Origin of the sequence: Neptuniibacter sp. PT8_73 (assembly GCF_047778045.1) — a bacterium.
Taxonomy (GTDB): Bacteria; Pseudomonadota; Gammaproteobacteria; order Pseudomonadales; family Balneatricaceae; genus Neptuniibacter.
Map to the genome: position 1 here is coordinate 1,589,917 of NZ_CP180545.1, position 16,795 is coordinate 1,606,711.

Here is a 16,795-nt window from a genome sequence, read left to right on the forward strand (position 1 = left end):
TCCAATGAACCAGATCCTTACACAAAATCCAAGTGCGAAGACTCAGCTCAAGTCTAAATCTCAGCCTAAAGGAAAATCTAATCGGTTAGTCCGCTGGCTTCATAGTTATACCTCTATGTTCATGCTCGTGATCATGCTTTTTTTTACGGTCACGGGTATCACGTTAAATCACCGAGATTGGTTTGAAAGTGCTGATGCACCAAAGCAGTTGAGCGTTGAGATGCCAGATTCTCTTTTAGTTGAGGGGGGATGGGATACAGAGCCGCTTGATCAGGCCAATCAACTGCGTAAATGGCTTAGTTCTGAGCATGGCATCTATGGCAACAAGGTAAGTTACGAATGGGAAGCAGAGGAGCGCTTCCTCGTTATCGATATTAAACGGCCAGGTGGCTACAGCATCGTAGAGGCCGACGTTGAAGCCGGTGAAGTCATCGTTGAGCAACAAAATTACGGTGTTGTTGCGACGTTGAATGATCTTCATATGGGGCGATACAGCGGTGAACTGTGGCGCGGATTTATCGATGTTTCAGCGCTGCTCATGCTGATTTTTACTTTAACTGGCTTTTGGTTAGTCATCCCTCAAAAGAAAAAGCGTAAGAAGTTGTTTGCAATGAGTGTAATCGGTACCGGCTCAATGGCGCTGGCTTATGTTTGGCTTCTGGTGGGTTAAGGAAATTTAATGAAAAAACTAATGTACGCAGCATGTTTCAGCGTAGGGCTAATGAGTCATTCAGCCATTGCCGCAGATACACATCAAATTGAGTTAACCATCCCGCAAATAGCGACGTCTAAATATCAGCGACCATTTGTTGCTGTATGGGTCGAACAAAAGGGTGAACGCAAAGCCGTAAGTACAATCAGTGTTTGGTTTGACGATAAAAAATGGCTTAAGGATATCCGTCGCTGGTGGCGTAAAGCGGGTCGCTATGGCCAAGCGGTGGATGGTGTGACTGGAGCCACCCGTGCTCCTGGTGGCTACACATTGAAATGGGATGGAACCGATAACCAAGGTAAAGAACTTCCTGAAGGTGAATATACCCTCTATCTGGAAGCGGTTCGCGAGCACGGTGATCGTACGCTGCTGAAACAGAAAATTTCCTTAGGTAATGGACAACAGGTTTATAAACTGGATGCCGGTGCAGAGCTAGGGCCAGTTAGTATCAGTATTGGAGAGAGTAAATAATGATGATTAAACAACTAGGCCGCACAATTAAAGGATGCCTATTAGCGAGCGCTTTAGGCGTGTCAGCAGTAGCTCAAGCACATCCATTATGGATATTACCAAGTGAATTTACTGTATCAACGGAAGAGGGCCAAGGAGAATGGATCACTGCTGATGTCAGTGCGTCTCACACTGTTTTCGGATTTGATAAAGGTGTGCCGCTAGATCGCTTCCTCGTTTTTTCTCCTGATGGCGATCGCAACGCGCTGGGCAGTTATTTTAAAGGCCATCGTCGTAGTGTATTTGATCTGTATATCGATCAGCCGGGTACTTACAAAATCGAAGGTAAGCGCCTGCCTTACTACTTCACCAGCTATAAGTCAGGTAAGCGTGACACCCCTAAGCGCATGATGGCGGATAAGATCGAAGCTAAAGAGCGCCTACCTAAAAACGCCCGTGATGTTTCTACCTTATTGATCGATATGGTAACTGCAACGTACATCACTAATAACGCGCCTACAGACCTTGTGACTGAGGTCAAAGGCAAGGGATTAGAGATGCAGTTAGATACACATCCAAACGATATTGTTGTGGGTGAAGAAGTTGAATTCACCATGCTATTGGATGGTAAACCTGTAGCTGGCGTTGATGTTGAAGTAACGCCAGCTGGTACTAAGTACCGCAGCGAACGTGGTGCTATTCCGGTTACTACGGCTAAAGATGGCAAAATCATCTTCACGCCAGAGCAAGCAGGCCCATGGTTAGTTGGTGCTGATCTAAAAAGCCCAATTAAGAGTGATCTGGCTGACTACCAATATGCGATCCGTTTCGTAAGTTTTGAGGTTTTACCTGAGTAATGCTTAAGGCAACAAAATACGGATTAATAGGGATATTAATGAGCGCAAGTGCATCTGCACTTGCGCATTACCCGGTTATGACTTGCAAGCAAGAATCGGCTGAAATTCTATGTCATGTCGGTTTTAGTGATGGCACTAAAGCGGTGGGTAAACCGGTTAAGCTCTATGACTACGATGAGACCTTACTGGTGTCTAAAAAAGCCGATAAGTTCTCTCAAGTTCGCTTCAAACAACCTGAAGGTGAGTTCTATATTCAGTTCGATTCAGGGCATGAGTTTCCGGTAGAGGTTGATTATGGCGAGCTTTAAAACCTCAGCACTGGAAGAAGACGGAACGGTAGAGGTTGTCAGGCCCGATAACGGCCGTATTGAGAGTTACTGGCTTATCGGCAGTATCGTGATCATTCTTTCTATCGCAAGCTATGTTTTGCAGAATAATCAGGCTCCGAGTTTAGCGCCGCAAAAACATCTTGAGCTTGATGTTGAGGGCAAGGCGGTTTTGACAGCTTTAAGAAATGCTGCCGATGAGATTATGTTTCTATCCGATGATGGCAGTCTTCCTGCGGTTTCAGAACTGATCGAACAAGAGCTGCCACCGTTTGCTGACAGTAACGGTACTTTCGCTGCCTACTCGTGGAACCTTCTCGATTCTGTTTGCTATTTCGGTCGCTCCTCCAAAGAAGGCTCCCGCGAGTTTGTCTTGAAAATACACAATGATCATTCCGAGATCTATTGGCGACAAACCGCTGTAAATACTCCAAATTGCGATCAGTTAACAAACTGGGAAACGGCTTCCACTCATGATTAAGCGTTTAATTACATTTTCTATATTTTTGTTTTCCAGTGCGTTGATGGCGGAGCCATTGAAGGTTGGTATCACGCTACACCCATACTACGCCTACGTTTCTAATATCGTTAATGATAGAGCGGAGATTGTTCCTTTGGTTGATGCCGGTTTTAATCCGCATAGTTATGAGCTTCAACCAGCCGATCTTAAACGTTTAATGACCATGGATGCCTTGGTGGTGAATGGCATTGGGCATGATGAATTTGCGTTTAGAGCACTTGAAGCGTTGGAAGCTCAAAACGGTAAGCAGCGTAAAAAGATTAAGGTGATTCTGGCTAATCAGGATGTACCTCTATTAGCTGCCGAAAATACCGTTGGCGCCTGGAACCCTCACACTTTTGTGTCGATCAGTGCGGCTATCCGTCAGGTCTATACCATTGCTAAAAACCTTGGTGAATTAGACCCAGATAATGCCAAGTTCTATAAGAAAAATGCGGTGCAATATGCGCGCAAACTTAGAAAGCTTAAGAACCAATATACCCAAGCGCTCAACGGCTTAGATCTGAGTGGTATTCGCATTGCGAGTACTCATAACGCATATGGGTACTTTTTGCAGGAATTTGGTATTGGTATAGACACAGTGATCGAGCCAGCCCATGGAGTAGAGCCAAGTGCGAGTCAGCTTCAAGGCACAATCGACCGTATTCGTGATGCTCAAGTACAAGTGCTCTTTACCGAGCTAAACATGGATTATCGCTATGTGGAGACGGTAGAAAAAGCAACGGGGATAGGGCTGTACCATTTCTCACATCTGACATTCGGCGAGTACGATGCTGAACTTGTTTATCGTGAGATGGAGCACAACTTAAAAACTTTAGTTAAGGCGCTTAAAAGTGCATTGGCCGATGAAGGAGCCGCATAATGGGGCCTTCAATTAAGTTGGATAATGTAAGCCTGAGTATTGCAGGCAGTCAGATCTTATCGCCACTGTCGGCTGAATTAAGTGCTGGAAAAATGCACCTGCTGGTTGGACCTAACGGTGCAGGTAAAACCTCGTTGCTAAAATCCATGTTAGGTTTAACTCCCCATCAAGGCGAAATAAAACGCGCTTGGGCTAATAAAGCGCAAAATCCTGCCTACATCCCGCAACAGCCTCGATTTGATCAAGTTTTACCTGTAACAATTTCAGACTTCCTCTGTGCTGGTTTAAGCCGCAAACCGGTGTTTTTTCGTCGTCAAAAGGAAACTCAAAATACGGTTCTAGAATTATTAGAAACCGTTGGTCTGCAGGGTAAAGCAGAACTGCAACTTGGACAGTTATCCGGTGGTGAAAGGCAGCGTTTGATGTTTGCTCAAGCACTAAGCCGTTCATCAGACCTTTGGTTCCTAGATGAACCTATGACAGGTTTAGATGCAGAAGGGCAAGCACTGATTACCGACTTGATGCTCAATCTTCGAGAGCAAGGTAAAACCTTGGTCGTTGTTCATCATGATATGGGATTTGTCAGAGAACATGCCGATAACGTATTGCTGATTAATGGTGGCTTAGTCGATATGGGGCTTCCAAGTGAAGTCGATCTTGGCATCGTTGGGGCTTCGTTTGATTCGTCCTCAAAGAGAGAGATGGAGGCGGTAGCCTGATGGAAGCTTTACGAAAATGGGCCTTTGAAATGCAGGCTCAAGGCACGCTGCCAAGCATCTTTGAATATGGCTTTTTGATAAATGCCTTAGTCGCTGCGCTCATTATCGGTCCTCTTCTTGGGGGCATGGGCAGCTTGGTAGTGATCAAACGCTTGGCTTTTTTCTCAGAGGCTGTAGGGCACGCTGCGCTAACCGGTATCGCGATTGGTATCTTGTTAGGTGAGCCTGCTGCGCATCCTTATGCTTCGTTGTTTAGTTTTTGCCTGATCTTTGCCTTGTTGCTGCATTGGATCAAAAGCCGTACCCAAGTCCCTTATGATGCGCTTGTTGGTGTTTTCCTTGCTGTGGCTATCGCAATGGGCGCAGCCTTGCTGCTTTATGTGGCGCGTAAGGTGAATGTTCATATTCTAGAGAATGTGTTGTTCGGCTCGATACTGACCGTACAGGATCAGGACTTATTCATACTCGCGGTGATTGGTGCAATCTGTCTATTACTAACAGTTTGTTTCGGTAATCAGGCTTTGCTAGCTTCGCTGAACCCAGAGCTGGCACAAGTGAATGGTATTAACACGCGTTTGTTCGATTACGCTTTCGTCGTGCTAATCGCTTTGATTACGGTTGCGGCTGTAAAAATTGCCGGAGCCATTCTTGTAGGGGCGATGTTGTTGATCCCAGCAACAACCGCTCGTTTAGTAACCCGAAATATCAGACAGTTCTTCTGGACCAATATCCTGCTTTCAACCATCTGTTGTTTGGCCGGAATCATCTTACCTATGGCCTTAGAGCTACCCGTACCATCCGGGGCTGCCATTGTGTTATTGGCTAGTTTGGGATTTGTGTTGGCTGTTATTACTAATCGTATTCGTAGTTTTGCTTAGAGTTCCTGTTATGAAAATTAAGCTGATTTTGATTGCTTTAATGCTGGCGTTGTCGGGCTATTCTGTTGCTGCAAATAAAGTAGAGTCCCAACGTGTTGTTTCAGCAATGCCTATCATCCAAGGCATTAACCAAGCCCTTCTTGAGGGTACGGATGTTGAGGCGATTTATCTGCCACCAAAACGTTTACCGGTGTCTCGAATTAACAACTGGCTAAAACATAAAAGTGACGCGGCTATCTCAAAACAAGGCCCTGTAACTGCTGTAGTATCGATTGAGTCAATTTGGCCGGAATACGCTTTGTTTAAGCATCTAAGAGCGACAAATGTGCGTGTTATCAATGTAGATGCAGCGCAAGAAATTCTACCGGGCGGCGCGCAAGTAAGTTTAAGTGCTCAAGATCTCGAGCAGAGTACGTACTTTTGGTTAGCGCCTGATAACCTGCGTGTAATGAGCCAGATCGTTGCTCGTGAATTTCAGCGTATCTGGCCGGAGCATGCACTGACTATTCGTTCAAACCAAATGGCACTGCAAAAACAGATCAGTGATTATGCTCTTAAGTTAGATGAGACATTGCTTGAGTATGATGTTGTCGCTGTTTGTCTCGACAACACAAAACTTCAACCTCTAGCACAAGCCACTTACTTGCCAGTCGAAGAGCAATGTGGCGAGGCATTACAGATAAAACCGAAAAGTAAAAAGCTCAAGCCACAATTGGGTTTATGGCTGGTTGATACAGCGACCAAACCGCTGAAAACTGATCTTGCACATTGGCTATCAAATAATCTTAATCAGCTTGATCAAGCGCTTCAGCATTAATAATTGTATTGTTCTAAATTTGATCATTTGAAATTGCTCTTCTACGTTTACTGAATATAGCGATAGCCCTAAATGCTGCTAAGGACGGCGGAATATTCAGTAGAGGAGCATAACGATGTCTCATTCACCCGTTCATAGGGCAGCTGATGCCCCAGTCAAAATTCACCTAGATGCGGGGCAGACTTATGCGTGGTGTGCTTGTGGTCGCTCGGGTGATCAACCGTTTTGTGATGGCTCACATCAAGGCACAGGGATAGATCCCGTTGTCTTTGAAGCCGAAGAGGATGGTGAGGTTTGGCTTTGTATGTGCAAGCAAACAAAAACACAGCCACTCTGCGACGGCAGTCATAAAAACAAACCTGAAAAATAATAGCTTGTGGTAAGATAGCGCGCTTTCAAACCAGCGGAGAAAGCGTGTGACACAGTACGATGTAGTAATTATCGGAGCCGGAGCTTCAGGCCTGATGTGTGCCGCTACTGCTGGTTATCGAGGACGCTCTGTTCTTGTTATCGAACACACCAAAAAAGTTGGCCGTAAAATCCTAATGTCCGGTGGTGGACGTTGTAACTTCACCAATATTCATAACGGTCCCGCTAACTTCCTTTCGCAGAATCCTCATTTTTGTAAATCTGCTCTCAGTCGTTATAAAGCGCAGGACTTTATCGATCTAGTTGATCGTCATGGTGTGGAATATCACGAAAAAACACTCGGCCAACTGTTCTGTAATGAATCCAGTAAAGAGATTCTTCGGGTCTTGATGACCGAATCAGAGTGGGCGGGTAATGAGATCCGTACCGAGCTGAGCGTCAACGGTATCGAAAAGCAGGAAGAGGGGTATTTACTGCAAACCTCATCTGGTCCGATCAAAGCTGAATCCGTGGTAATTGCTACCGGTGGCTTATCGATTCCCAATGGCGGAGCTACCAGCTTTGCCTACGATATTGCTGAACAGTTCGATCTAAAAGTACTACCGAAAACAGCAGCGTTAGTGCCTTTTACCCTACAGCCAAAAGAGAAAGAGGTTCTGAAAGAGCTCTCAGGTGTATCTCACAAGGTAAAAGCGACGATCGGTAAAACCAGCTTTGTCGAAAGTATGCTCTTTACCCATCGTGGCTTAAGTGGTCCTGCTATTTTGCAGATATCCTCCTACTGGCAACCGGGTGGCGAAGTTGAGATAGACCTGTTCCCTGAGTTTGATCTGCTTGCATGGTTAAAAGAGCAACGCGAAGCGCGTCCAAAAGCGGAAATTACTACCATCATGGCGCAGCAGATGAGCAAGCGTATGGCTCAGATCCTCTGCCAGCTATTCGGCTTTAGCGGCATCATGGGTAACCAATCTAATAAAGATCTGGATGCGATCAACAGTGCTTTTCGTGAGTGGAAGATCAAACCTTCTGGCACCGAAGGCTACCGCACAGCGGAAGTTACACTGGGTGGCATCGATACCAACGAGATCAACCAGAAAACTATGGAAGCTAAAAAAGCACCGGGCCTATTCTTTATTGGTGAGTGTCTCGATGTAACCGGTCATCTGGGCGGTCATAACTTCCAGTGGGCGTGGGCATCTGGATTTGCAGCAGGGCAGGTTGTTTAACTGTAATTGGTTCAAGAGCATAAAACGAAAAAGGGCCTGATTCATATCAGGCCCTTTTTTATTGGTATCTATTACTGTTTTTAAGCAACTTCAGCAGCTATCTTTTGGCTATCCATATACTCATCGAAAGTGCCGTGGAAGTTGATCATCTGCTGATCTTTAATTTCGATAATATGCGTTGCCAATGAGGATACAAATGCACGGTCATGACTGACAAAGATCAGCGTGCCGTCAAAGCCAAGCAAAGCATTGTTTAACGCTTCGATCGCTTCCATATCCATGTGGTTGGTTGGCTCATCCATGATTAGGACGTTTAAATCCATCATCATCATTTTGCCGAACAGCAAGCGGTTTTTCTCACCACCAGAACAGACTCTTGCTTTCTTATTAAAGTCGTCAGCCGTAAAGAGAAGGCGGCCTAACATGGCACGGACTTTCAGGTCATCATGCTTAGGTGTGCGCCATTGGGACATCCACTCAAATAGGGTCAGATCAGAATCAAAATCAGCACTGCTATCCTGCGGGCAATACCCAATAACCGCATTTTCAGACCATTTGATCGTACCTTCATTCGCTTGTAGCTCGTCCACTAGGCAGCGCAAGAAGGTTGTTTTACCGGCACCGTTCTCGCCGATAACGGCAAGCTTAGCACCTGCTTCCAGAATCAAATTACCGTTTTCGAATAGTTTGTTGTCTTCAAAACCGTGGCCGACATCTTCCAGAATCAGCGCCTGACGATGCAGTTTTTTATCCTGCTTTAAGGTGATGGAAGGGATCTGCCGGCTAGAGGTTTTAACTTCATCTAGCTCGATCTTCTCCATCTTCTTAGCACGCGAACTTGCCTGTTTTGCTTTAGAAGCATTGGCAGAAAAGCGATTTACAAACGCTTGTAGTTCATCCAGTTCAGCACTCTTTTTCGCATTTTCAGTTAACAGCTGCTCACGGATCAACGAGGATGCTTCTAGGAAGTAATCATAGTTGCCCGGATAGATTCTTAGCTCACCGTAATCGATATCCGCCATATGGGTACAAACCGCATTAAGGAAATGACGGTCGTGTGAGATGATAATCATAGTGCACTTACGCTGGTTTAATACCGACTCAAGCCAGCTTATCGTATGGATATCCAAGTTGTTGGTTGGTTCGTCCAGCAACAGAATATCTGGGTTGGCAAACAGCGCCTGTGCTAATAGAACACGCAGTTTCCAACCCGGTGCTACCTGACTCATCAAACCAAAATGATATTCTTCGGCAATACCGGCTTCCAGTAGAATGTCACCGGCACGACTTTCCGCGGTGTAACCATCCATCTCTGCAAATTCACTTTCTAGGTGACCTACCTTCATCCCATCTTCTTCGGACATCTCTGGCAGTGCGTAGATACGATCACGCTCCTGCTTTACCTTCCAAAGCTCAGTATCACCCATGATTACCGCATCAATCACTGTGTACTCTTCAAAGGCAAACTGATCCTGACTCAGCACACCCATCTTCTCACCCGGCGTGATAGACACGTTGCCTGATGTCGGCACAAGATCACCGCTGAGAATCTTCATGAAAGTCGATTTGCCGCAGCCGTTTGCGCCAATCAAACCATAGCGATTACCGTTACCGAATTTAGCCGAAATATTTTCAAACAAAGGCTCAGCGCCAAACTGCATTGTAATGTTCGCAGAGGATATCAAGGGAGTGTCCTGAGGGTAAAAAATTAGAAGGTGTACAGCGGATTTTAGGAGCTGTTACAGGGAGGCGCACTTTACCAGAAAATACGAGGAAAGAGGTGATTAATTAACCTGAAATTATTTTGAAATCATCTGTAGCAATATAGGGGCAATTCCTCTCATTCCCAGCATGAGTTTTACTTAACCTCAAATAGGAACCGCAGTTCCTATTTGGGGAATCAGTTACTGTTTTTTACTACCCAATCCAAAAAGGCTTACTCGCTTCTTTGTGAGCTTGTTCGCGGCTTAAGCCTATATCCTTCAATTGCCCATCATTTAACTTGAGCAGCGCTTTTCGAGTGCGATAGTTCTGTTGCCACTGTTTGAGAATACACGCCAATTTATGCCAATTCATTGTAGGAAGAGGATAACTATTTCTTATCTCTTTTGATGGCTGGTAGTTTTCGCATACTTGAATGCTCATCTGTGTATCCTCCGTTTAGGCTTAATTTGTAGGTATTATTGGTCTTGGGTTGCTATAGTGACAAACGATATAAATTTCTTTTCAGTTAACTAAAACTTAAGTGATATGGATCGTTTACCTCCTCTTAAAGCGTTGCGTGTTTTTTTGTTGGCTGCTGAGCATGGCAGTTTTAAAGTGGCGGCGGAAAAGTTGTTTGTGACGCAGGCTGCGATCAGCCAGCAGATACGTTTGTTGGAAGACTACTTTGCAAAGCCTCTGTTTATTCGTCTGAATCGTGAGGTGCGTTTATCTCCTGATGGCGCTGCTTTGCTGCCATATATCCAGCAGGCGTTCAAGGCGATTGAGGAGGGGAGTCGTGCGCTTTCAGTCGATCCTTCACCTAATCAGCTTAAGATCACTTCTCTACCTTCGTTTGCTGCGCGGTGGTTGATACCTAGGCTTGGTTCATTTCAGCAGGCCTATCCGGAGTTCAATTGCTTAGTGTCTACTTCCTGTGATCTACATGATTTCTCGGATGATAGTCAGGATCTGGCGATTCGTTTTGCGGAAGGGGGAAAAACGCAGCTGATGGAGAAAGTTCTAACAGAGGATTATATCGTTTCGGTCTGCCACCCTGATCTTTTACAGACAAAGGATGGAGCTGATCTGAACCTTGGCAATTTGCCCTTGTTGATTGATGACTCACCCGAACTTAAACAGGTTAATGCAGGGTTTATGCGGGAAATGGGCGGTGAAAATCAGGTGGTTTTGCAGTTGTTGGATTCTGGGCTACAGGTGGATGCAGCATTGAATGGTCAGGGGGTGGCACCGATTCGGTATAGCCTAGCGTATGAGTATATTGAACGTGGTCATTTAGTCTGCCCGTTGACGTGCTATTGGAATTCACCCTATACCAACTATTTGGTTGCGCCCGAAGTTAATTTTGAACGGCCAAAAGTGATGGCTTTCACCCAGTGGATTATGGAAGAGGTTAGAGCTGTGGAAGCGCATTGGCAGGTATTTAAGCATGCGTCAAACCTTGTTCTTATGAATGACTAAGGTAAACGAGTTTTATATGGTCTTGGAGTTCCGCGTGCGTCAGGGGATTTAATCTTCTTTACAGCTAATAAAACGGCCAAGTATTTTTACATAGTCTGATATAGCGAGATCACCTGTTTACAGAAAAATACTCTGTTATACTCGCGCCATTGTAGTTAGTGATTAAGAGGCCTTATTTATGTCGAATCGTCTGGTGATTCTGGATACTGAAACCACAGGTATGAACCAAGAAAGTGGTCCGCATTTCCAAGGGCATCGGATTATTGAGATAGGCTGTGTTGAGGTAATCAACCGTAAGCTGACCGGCAAAACCTTTCACGTCTACATCAACCCAGAAATGCCGATTGATCCAGAAGCAATTGCGGTCCACGGTATCACGGATGAGCAGGTTAAAGACTGCCCGAAATTTGCTGAAATCGCTCAGGAGTTTGCCGAGTTTCTCGACGGATCAGAGATGATTGCACACAACGCACCCTTCGACGTTGGGTTCATGGATCATGAATTCGGTATGTTGGGTTCGGGTTGGAAGAGCACCGATGAGCTCTGTAAAGTCACCGACTCCCTCAGAATCGCCAAAGATAAATTCCCGGGTCAGAAGAACAACCTCGACGCCTTATGCCGCCGTTTAGGTATTGATAACTCCCATCGTGAGTTACACGGCGCCTTGTTGGATGCCGAGATTCTTGCCGATGTTTACCTGTTGATGACAGGTGGCCAAACTTCTTTGTCGTTGTCGGATGATGAGGCGGGTGGTGATGCAGGGCAAATCAGAAGACATGCAGATGCACTACAAGGCTTACCTTTAGTTACGTTGTCTGATGAAGAGCTTACCGAGCACGAAGCTTTCTTAAACATGCTTGATAAGAAAGCTGGTGGTAGCTGCACTTGGCGTCAGGAATTGGTTGAGGCGGAATAAGGAAGCCTTCGCCTCTAGTTGCCTCCACTACTTTTTAAACAATATGTTAACTATGGTTTTTCAAGACCCTGATAGGTAAAGTGGGCTGAAATCGTGTTACTTACACGATTTAGATAGAGAAAATTTCAAGGATGGAAGATGTGTGAATTAAAAAGGATTTTACGCCTAACACTAATTAGTTGTTTGCTATTTAGTTCTAATCTGGCCTATTCAGGCGCTAAAGAATACCCTATCTTAAAGGTCGATTACGGCCCTTCAACCGCTTTTAAGACCGGTGCTGTCGGTAAGATCAATATTCCGTTAGACGAGCTTACCAATGCAAAAATTGCAGTTTTGGATGGGTTAGTGATCATCTTCGATGATGGTTCTAATCTTTCGATGGAAATGCTCACCGATATAGCTCTTGGATTCCAAGGCGTTGATATGCGCACTTGGCCAAAGTACCTCTTAGGAATACAAAACGCTGGTCCTGAACCTGAGGGCTACAAATCCGAGCTGCAACAATCTAAAAAGCACATTATTGACACTGAAGTATCGGCTTACGAGATAAGAACATTTCCTATCAAACAGGGAATCGGTTACTGGGCTATTGGCCTAAAAAAATCAGTAATCGTATTTACTTCATCTGTCATAGAAGATCAGGTAGCACTCTTATTTGCTGAAAATATGGATGAGCAGCAAATTAAAAAAATCATTATTAATGGCACGCTAAGATAAAGATATCACGTGAATGCCTAACCCTGTGATTGAAAGGTATGTGCTTGTAGAGCGATTATTATTTTAAATCGGTTGTCGTTTGACAACTTGATAGTGCATTTCTAAACTTAGCATACGGAGAGACAGGGATGTCTCGTAAGAAACACTCCAAAAAAGAAGTGGAAGCCGCATTAGTTTATGCGGAAAAGAATGGTTGGCGTATTGACGTTGGTGGAAGCCACGCTTGGGGTAAAATTTACTGTCCTTATAATGACAAAGAATGTCGTTGTGGTGAGTTTTGTATCGTTAGTATTTGGAGCACCCCAAAAAGCCCGCAAAACCATGCTAAGCAGATCAAACGAGTCGTTGATAACTGTGCTGTGAAAAAAGCATGTGATGAGGAATAAAAGCATGCGTGATTATGAATTTACCTTGAAGTTTGCATTGCCAGACGCTGACATTGACCCTAGTACTTATGTTGAGCAATTAGGTGAAGCAGGGTGCGATGATGCATTAATTGGGTTAGGTCATAGTGGGCGTATCGCTTTACAATTCACCCGAGAAGCGAAAAGTGCTTCTGAGGCTGTGATCACCGCGATAGAAGATGTGAAGTCTGTGATTCCAAACGCTCAGCTATTTGAGGCGACACCTGATATGGTCGGGGTTTCGGATATTGCTGAAATCATAGGGGTATCTCGGCAAAATATTAGAAAGCTGGTAATGAATCATGGCTACACCTTTCCTGTCCCTGTTTATGCAGGTAGTTCTTCTTTATGGCACCTTTCTACCGTTCTTGATTGGTTTGAGACCGAGCAAAACAAAACTATCGAACCGACGATAAAAGAGATCGCTTTTACAAATATGCAGGTTAATTTAGTTAAGGAAAGCCATAAGCTTGATCCTATCTATTCTTCAAAATTATCAGTTCTCAATCTGTAGAGCTTATCTGCTACTCTGTTTACCGTTATTTATGAGCAAGGGCGTCACATCTCAGAGACATCATGGTTTGATACAGAGCAGATAATGTAAAGAAACATGGGTTTCTTAGCACATTAGATCAGCTGCTCTGTTGTGGTCATATTTGTATTCGGTATTATGTTTTGAATAATGTGATCATTCATTTCTTTTTAGGCCAAGGATATTTTGCAAACACTCGTAAAGCCTGCAGAATCTCTTATCGATTTTTCGGATCAACCTGACTTTGTTGCAACATTGTGTAAGCAGGTTAACCTCCTATCTTATATTTCTAATCGTATATACCACGCTTCGGTTTCTGTCGATCGACAGGATTTGATTGCCTTTCTTTCCAACAATACCTCTCACCAGCAAATGTATTGGCGTGAGCGAGATCAGGATCGTGTGCTTGCAGGCCTTGGCGTTGCGGTGGAGGTAATCACAGACTCATCAGCAGAAGCGATTGCTGAAGTTAGAAATTTATCATCTCGGATCTTTAGCCAATCTGAAAAAGCGTATCTCCCTTGGTTCTTTGGCGGATTTTCATTCGCTGAAGAAGATGAGAGTGATATCTGGCAAGGTTTTCCTTCCAGTTATTTTGTTTTGCCGCAGATCTGTTTGAGTGAAACTCAAGGTGAATGTCATCTACATATTCACCTGCCGTGTGGCGGCGAGGCTGAATGGGATACTGCAAAAAATGATCTGATCAGGCTGTTACTTGCATTGGATTGGGATCAGGCCATACCAGAAGTTTCTGGGGTAGATCAGCAGTATCAAAAGTGCTCAAATATCGATAAAGATCATTGGCGTGACCTCTGTGATCAGGTTCAGAGTGAGATTGTTCAGCAGTCTATTGAAAAAGTTGTTCTCGCAAGAGATCTCGTTCTCTCTATCAATGATTCAATGAATGTTCACCAATTATTGAATCGTTGGTTGGCGGTAAATCCAGAAACGTATTCGTTTATGCTGCAAAGAGGCGATAAGTATCTTTTAGGGTGTTCACCTGAGCGACTTTATAAAAGAGAAGGGCAGCAACTTAGTACCGAGTCATTAGCTGGAACGGTTGGGCGAGGAGACGATTTAGCGGGTGATGAACTGTTGGCTCAAAAGTTATTCAATGGCTCTCAGTTTCAGAATGAACATGGGTTGGTCAGCCAATTTATACAGCTGCAGCTTAAAGGTGTTTGTAACAAGGTTGATTTTGAACCTACTCAAGTTATGAAATTGGAAAAGGTTCAGCACCTTTACCAAAAGGTGACCGCTGAACTTAACTGTAAAATTGATGATGCTGAACTGATAAATCTGCTTCACCCGACACCTGCTGTATCGGGTTATCCAAGAAATGTCGCCTTGAATTTCTTGTCTTCAAATGAGCCCCTAGTGCGTGGTTGGTATAGCGGGGGGATTGGAATCGTCAGTTATAGTGATGAGAGGGAGTTGGTTGATTTTGCAGTCGTAATCCGATCTGCGCTACTGGAGAATAACCGTTTACACTGTTTTTCTGGTGTGGGATTGGTAGAGGGCTCCGATTCTGAATCGGAATGGCAGGAGCTGGATTCGAAAATTAACTCTCTTCTTGATGTGGTTTATGGCACAGCACAACACTAATCTGACAAATCTATGGGCCGCAGCTGTTCTAGAACAGTTGGTTCAGTTGGGCGTTGAGGACATCTGTATAGCGCCGGGCTCTAGAAGTGCACCTTTAGTTATTGCGGCTGCGAAACGTTCCCGTTTTAAAGCCAATAAAGGGGAGCAAGGACAGCTGAGATTACACACGCATCTTGATGAGCGAGGTTTAGGTTTTTTCGCACTAGGTCTTGTAAAAGCGCGGTCAAAGCCAGTCATCGTGATTACTACATCTGGGACTGCGGTTGCCAATTTATATCCTGCAGTTATCGAAGCATTTCAAACATCGCAGCCGTTGATAGTGCTCTCTGCTGATAGGCCTGAAGAGTTGCTAAATTGTGGCGCGAATCAGGCGATTAATCAGAAAGGAATCTTTGCTGATAATGTTGTCGAATTTTGTCAGATTGATGCGTTAGATAGTGAAGCAGAGATTACAGAAAACCTGAGTTCCATTGTCAGGGCCTACCAGAAAGCCTGTACGTCAGGCCCTGTGCAGATCAATTGCGCATTTAGGGAGCCGCTTTATCCAACTGGTACTGAACATCTGTTAGATATCGAAAAACACCTTCAGGATGTTGATCATGCGAGGCCATCTATCTCCTCAACTTTTGAGGCCGAGTCTATCCAGCCCAGTAGAAAAACGCTTCTTGTCGCAGGTGATTTAACCTCTTCGCAAGCACAGCATGTTTTGGCATTGGCGGAACGGTTTGATACCCCAATTCTTGCTGACATAAACAGTAATTTGCAGAAGCATCGATTGGTTATTCAAAGTGTTGAACTGATGCTTGAAGCTCAGCCTGATCTACTTGCTGAATATGGCTCTGTGATTCAGTTTGGTGGGCGGCTTGTCGGCAAGCGCTTGTTGAATTGGCTGTCTGTAAGTGAATTTGAAAACTACATTTTGGTATCACCACAGGCGTTTGCACTTGATCCATCTAAGACGGCCACTCAGCTTTGCATCGATATAGATGAGTATTGTCGGGGCGCAGTCATCGAAAAATCAGATCATGCTCAACTCTTAGAAAAGAGTGGCCAAATACTGGAGAAAGCACGAACCTTTGTGAGCTCACTCTCATTCGGTGAACTGAATGCTGCGCAGACTCTATGTGATGTTCTGGATGGTAGCGTAGATCTCTTTGTCGGTAATAGCTTAAGCATTCGCTTGATAGATCTGCAGTCTAATCGAAATTTCCCTGTTTTCAGTAACCGAGGGGCGAGTGGGATTGATGGGCTGTTGGCCACGGCTTGCGGTGTACAGCAGGGGCGAGAGAGGCCTATGGTAGTTTTGTTAGGTGATACCTCGTTGCTGCATGATCTAAACAGTTTGATGATCGCACGCCGTCATACCAGTGACTATCCGCTTATATTGATTGTGCTGAATAATGATGGCGGTAGCATATTTAACATGCTACCTGCGGCAAATTTAGGTGATGTCCAGCGGGACTTTTTCCAGCTGCCGCATGGTTTGGAGTTTGGCAATATCGCTAGGAGTTTTGATATTCCTCATTATTCATCCAGCACCGAAGAGCAATTTAAACAGAAGCTTACTGAATTACTCAAACAGAATGGAGTGGCAATGATCGAGTTACAACTGCCTCCCACTGAGAGTAGTCAGCAGATAAAAGCACTCTATGCGTTTTCAAGAATCCATGGCGCAGCTTCTGATTCGACAGGCTAATCATTA

At 44.7% G+C, this 16,795-nt stretch carries 20 protein-coding genes; 18 read left to right on the top strand and 2 right to left on the bottom strand.

The genetic code is table 11. The annotated features are described in order from the left end of the window. Positions 1-4 precede the first annotated feature (4 nt). The 11 genes from ACMXYN_RS07080 to ACMXYN_RS07130 all read left to right on the top strand — a co-directional run bounded on the left by ACMXYN_RS07080 (position 5) and on the right by ACMXYN_RS07130 (position 7,736). Positions 5-670 carry a PepSY-associated TM helix domain-containing protein gene (locus tag ACMXYN_RS07080; protein ID WP_415894127.1) on the top strand — a complete coding sequence of 222 codons (666 nt, stop codon included), beginning with the start codon at positions 5-7 and terminating at the stop codon, positions 668-670. Positions 671-679: 9 nt separating this feature from the next. Continuing rightward, the gene (locus ACMXYN_RS07085) at positions 680-1,183 is read left to right on the top strand and encodes a DUF2271 domain-containing protein (protein ID WP_415894128.1); all 504 of its coding nucleotides are present in this window, start codon (positions 680-682) and stop codon (positions 1,181-1,183) included. Continuing rightward, the gene (locus ACMXYN_RS07090) at positions 1,183-2,019 is read left to right on the top strand and encodes a DUF4198 domain-containing protein (RefSeq protein ID WP_415894129.1); all 837 of its coding nucleotides are present in this window, start codon (positions 1,183-1,185) and stop codon (positions 2,017-2,019) included. The genes ACMXYN_RS07085 and ACMXYN_RS07090 overlap by 1 nt, the downstream gene beginning before the upstream one ends. A 38-nt stretch (positions 2,020-2,057) precedes the next feature. Then, entirely contained in the window at positions 2,058-2,327 is a 270-nt protein-coding gene (locus ACMXYN_RS07095; RefSeq protein WP_415894130.1) for a hypothetical protein, read from the top strand. After that, complete coding sequence (locus ACMXYN_RS07100; RefSeq protein ID WP_415894131.1) at positions 2,314-2,826, top strand: DUF6162 family protein; 513 nt, start codon at positions 2,314-2,316, stop codon at positions 2,824-2,826. The genes ACMXYN_RS07095 and ACMXYN_RS07100 overlap by 14 nt, the downstream gene beginning before the upstream one ends. Continuing rightward, positions 2,819-3,727: a metal ABC transporter solute-binding protein, Zn/Mn family gene (locus tag ACMXYN_RS07105; RefSeq protein WP_415894132.1), complete on the top strand. Its 909-nt coding sequence runs from the start codon at positions 2,819-2,821 to the stop codon at positions 3,725-3,727. Before ACMXYN_RS07100 ends, ACMXYN_RS07105 begins: the two co-directional genes overlap by 8 nt. Continuing rightward, a complete protein-coding gene (locus ACMXYN_RS07110) occupies positions 3,727-4,446 on the top strand; it encodes a metal ABC transporter ATP-binding protein (RefSeq protein ID WP_415894133.1) in 720 nt (239 codons plus the stop codon). Before ACMXYN_RS07105 ends, ACMXYN_RS07110 begins: the two co-directional genes overlap by 1 nt. Next, entirely contained in the window at positions 4,446-5,324 is an 879-nt protein-coding gene (locus tag ACMXYN_RS07115; protein ID WP_415894134.1) for a metal ABC transporter permease, read from the top strand. Before ACMXYN_RS07110 ends, ACMXYN_RS07115 begins: the two co-directional genes overlap by 1 nt. A gap of 10 nt (positions 5,325-5,334) precedes the next feature. Further along, positions 5,335-6,141 carry a hypothetical protein gene (locus ACMXYN_RS07120; RefSeq protein WP_415894135.1) on the top strand — a complete coding sequence of 269 codons (807 nt, stop codon included), beginning with the start codon at positions 5,335-5,337 and terminating at the stop codon, positions 6,139-6,141. A gap of 115 nt (positions 6,142-6,256) precedes the next feature. Further along, positions 6,257-6,511 (top strand): CDGSH iron-sulfur domain-containing protein, encoded by a 255-nt coding sequence (locus ACMXYN_RS07125; protein ID WP_415891120.1) that lies wholly within the window; start codon positions 6,257-6,259, stop codon positions 6,509-6,511. Between the two features lie 94 nt (positions 6,512-6,605). Next, on the top strand, positions 6,606-7,736 hold the full coding sequence (locus ACMXYN_RS07130; RefSeq protein ID WP_415894475.1) for an NAD(P)/FAD-dependent oxidoreductase: 1,131 nt from the start codon (positions 6,606-6,608) through the stop codon (positions 7,734-7,736). Between the two features lie 80 nt (positions 7,737-7,816). Here ACMXYN_RS07130 and ACMXYN_RS07135 read toward each other — a convergent pair whose 3' ends face one another. Both ACMXYN_RS07135 and ACMXYN_RS07140 read right to left on the bottom strand, forming a co-directional pair. After that, positions 7,817-9,421: an ABC-F family ATPase gene (locus ACMXYN_RS07135; protein ID WP_415894136.1), complete on the bottom strand. Its 1,605-nt coding sequence runs from the start codon at positions 9,419-9,421 to the stop codon at positions 7,817-7,819. A gap of 232 nt (positions 9,422-9,653) precedes the next feature. Continuing rightward, complete coding sequence (locus tag ACMXYN_RS07140) at positions 9,654-9,881, bottom strand: DUF1127 domain-containing protein (RefSeq protein WP_415894137.1); 228 nt, start codon at positions 9,879-9,881, stop codon at positions 9,654-9,656. 105 nt (positions 9,882-9,986) lie between these two features. Between ACMXYN_RS07140 and ACMXYN_RS07145 the strand changes: the two genes are divergently transcribed. The 7 genes from ACMXYN_RS07145 to menD all read left to right on the top strand — a co-directional run bounded on the left by ACMXYN_RS07145 (position 9,987) and on the right by menD (position 16,789). Next, the gene (locus ACMXYN_RS07145; RefSeq protein ID WP_415894138.1) at positions 9,987-10,919 is read left to right on the top strand and encodes a LysR substrate-binding domain-containing protein; all 933 of its coding nucleotides are present in this window, start codon (positions 9,987-9,989) and stop codon (positions 10,917-10,919) included. A 178-nt stretch (positions 10,920-11,097) separates the two neighbouring features. After that, a complete protein-coding gene (gene dnaQ / locus ACMXYN_RS07150; RefSeq protein WP_415894139.1) occupies positions 11,098-11,835 on the top strand; it encodes a DNA polymerase III subunit epsilon in 738 nt (245 codons plus the stop codon). 138 nt (positions 11,836-11,973) lie between these two features. Then, positions 11,974-12,552: a hypothetical protein gene (locus tag ACMXYN_RS07155; protein ID WP_415894140.1), complete on the top strand. Its 579-nt coding sequence runs from the start codon at positions 11,974-11,976 to the stop codon at positions 12,550-12,552. A gap of 128 nt (positions 12,553-12,680) precedes the next feature. Then, a complete protein-coding gene (locus tag ACMXYN_RS07160) occupies positions 12,681-12,938 on the top strand; it encodes a hypothetical protein (protein ID WP_415894141.1) in 258 nt (85 codons plus the stop codon). Between the two features lie 4 nt (positions 12,939-12,942). Then, complete coding sequence (locus ACMXYN_RS07165; RefSeq protein ID WP_415894142.1) at positions 12,943-13,470, top strand: helix-turn-helix transcriptional regulator; 528 nt, start codon at positions 12,943-12,945, stop codon at positions 13,468-13,470. Positions 13,471-13,674: 204 nt separating this feature from the next. Continuing rightward, entirely contained in the window at positions 13,675-15,093 is a 1,419-nt protein-coding gene (locus tag ACMXYN_RS07170) for an isochorismate synthase (protein ID WP_415894143.1), read from the top strand. Next, positions 15,074-16,789, top strand: coding sequence for a 2-succinyl-5-enolpyruvyl-6-hydroxy-3-cyclohexene-1-carboxylic-acid synthase (gene menD, locus ACMXYN_RS07175; RefSeq protein ID WP_415894144.1), 1,716 nt, complete (start codon positions 15,074-15,076; stop codon positions 16,787-16,789). Before ACMXYN_RS07170 ends, menD begins: the two co-directional genes overlap by 20 nt. Positions 16,790-16,795: the final 6 nt, after the last annotated feature.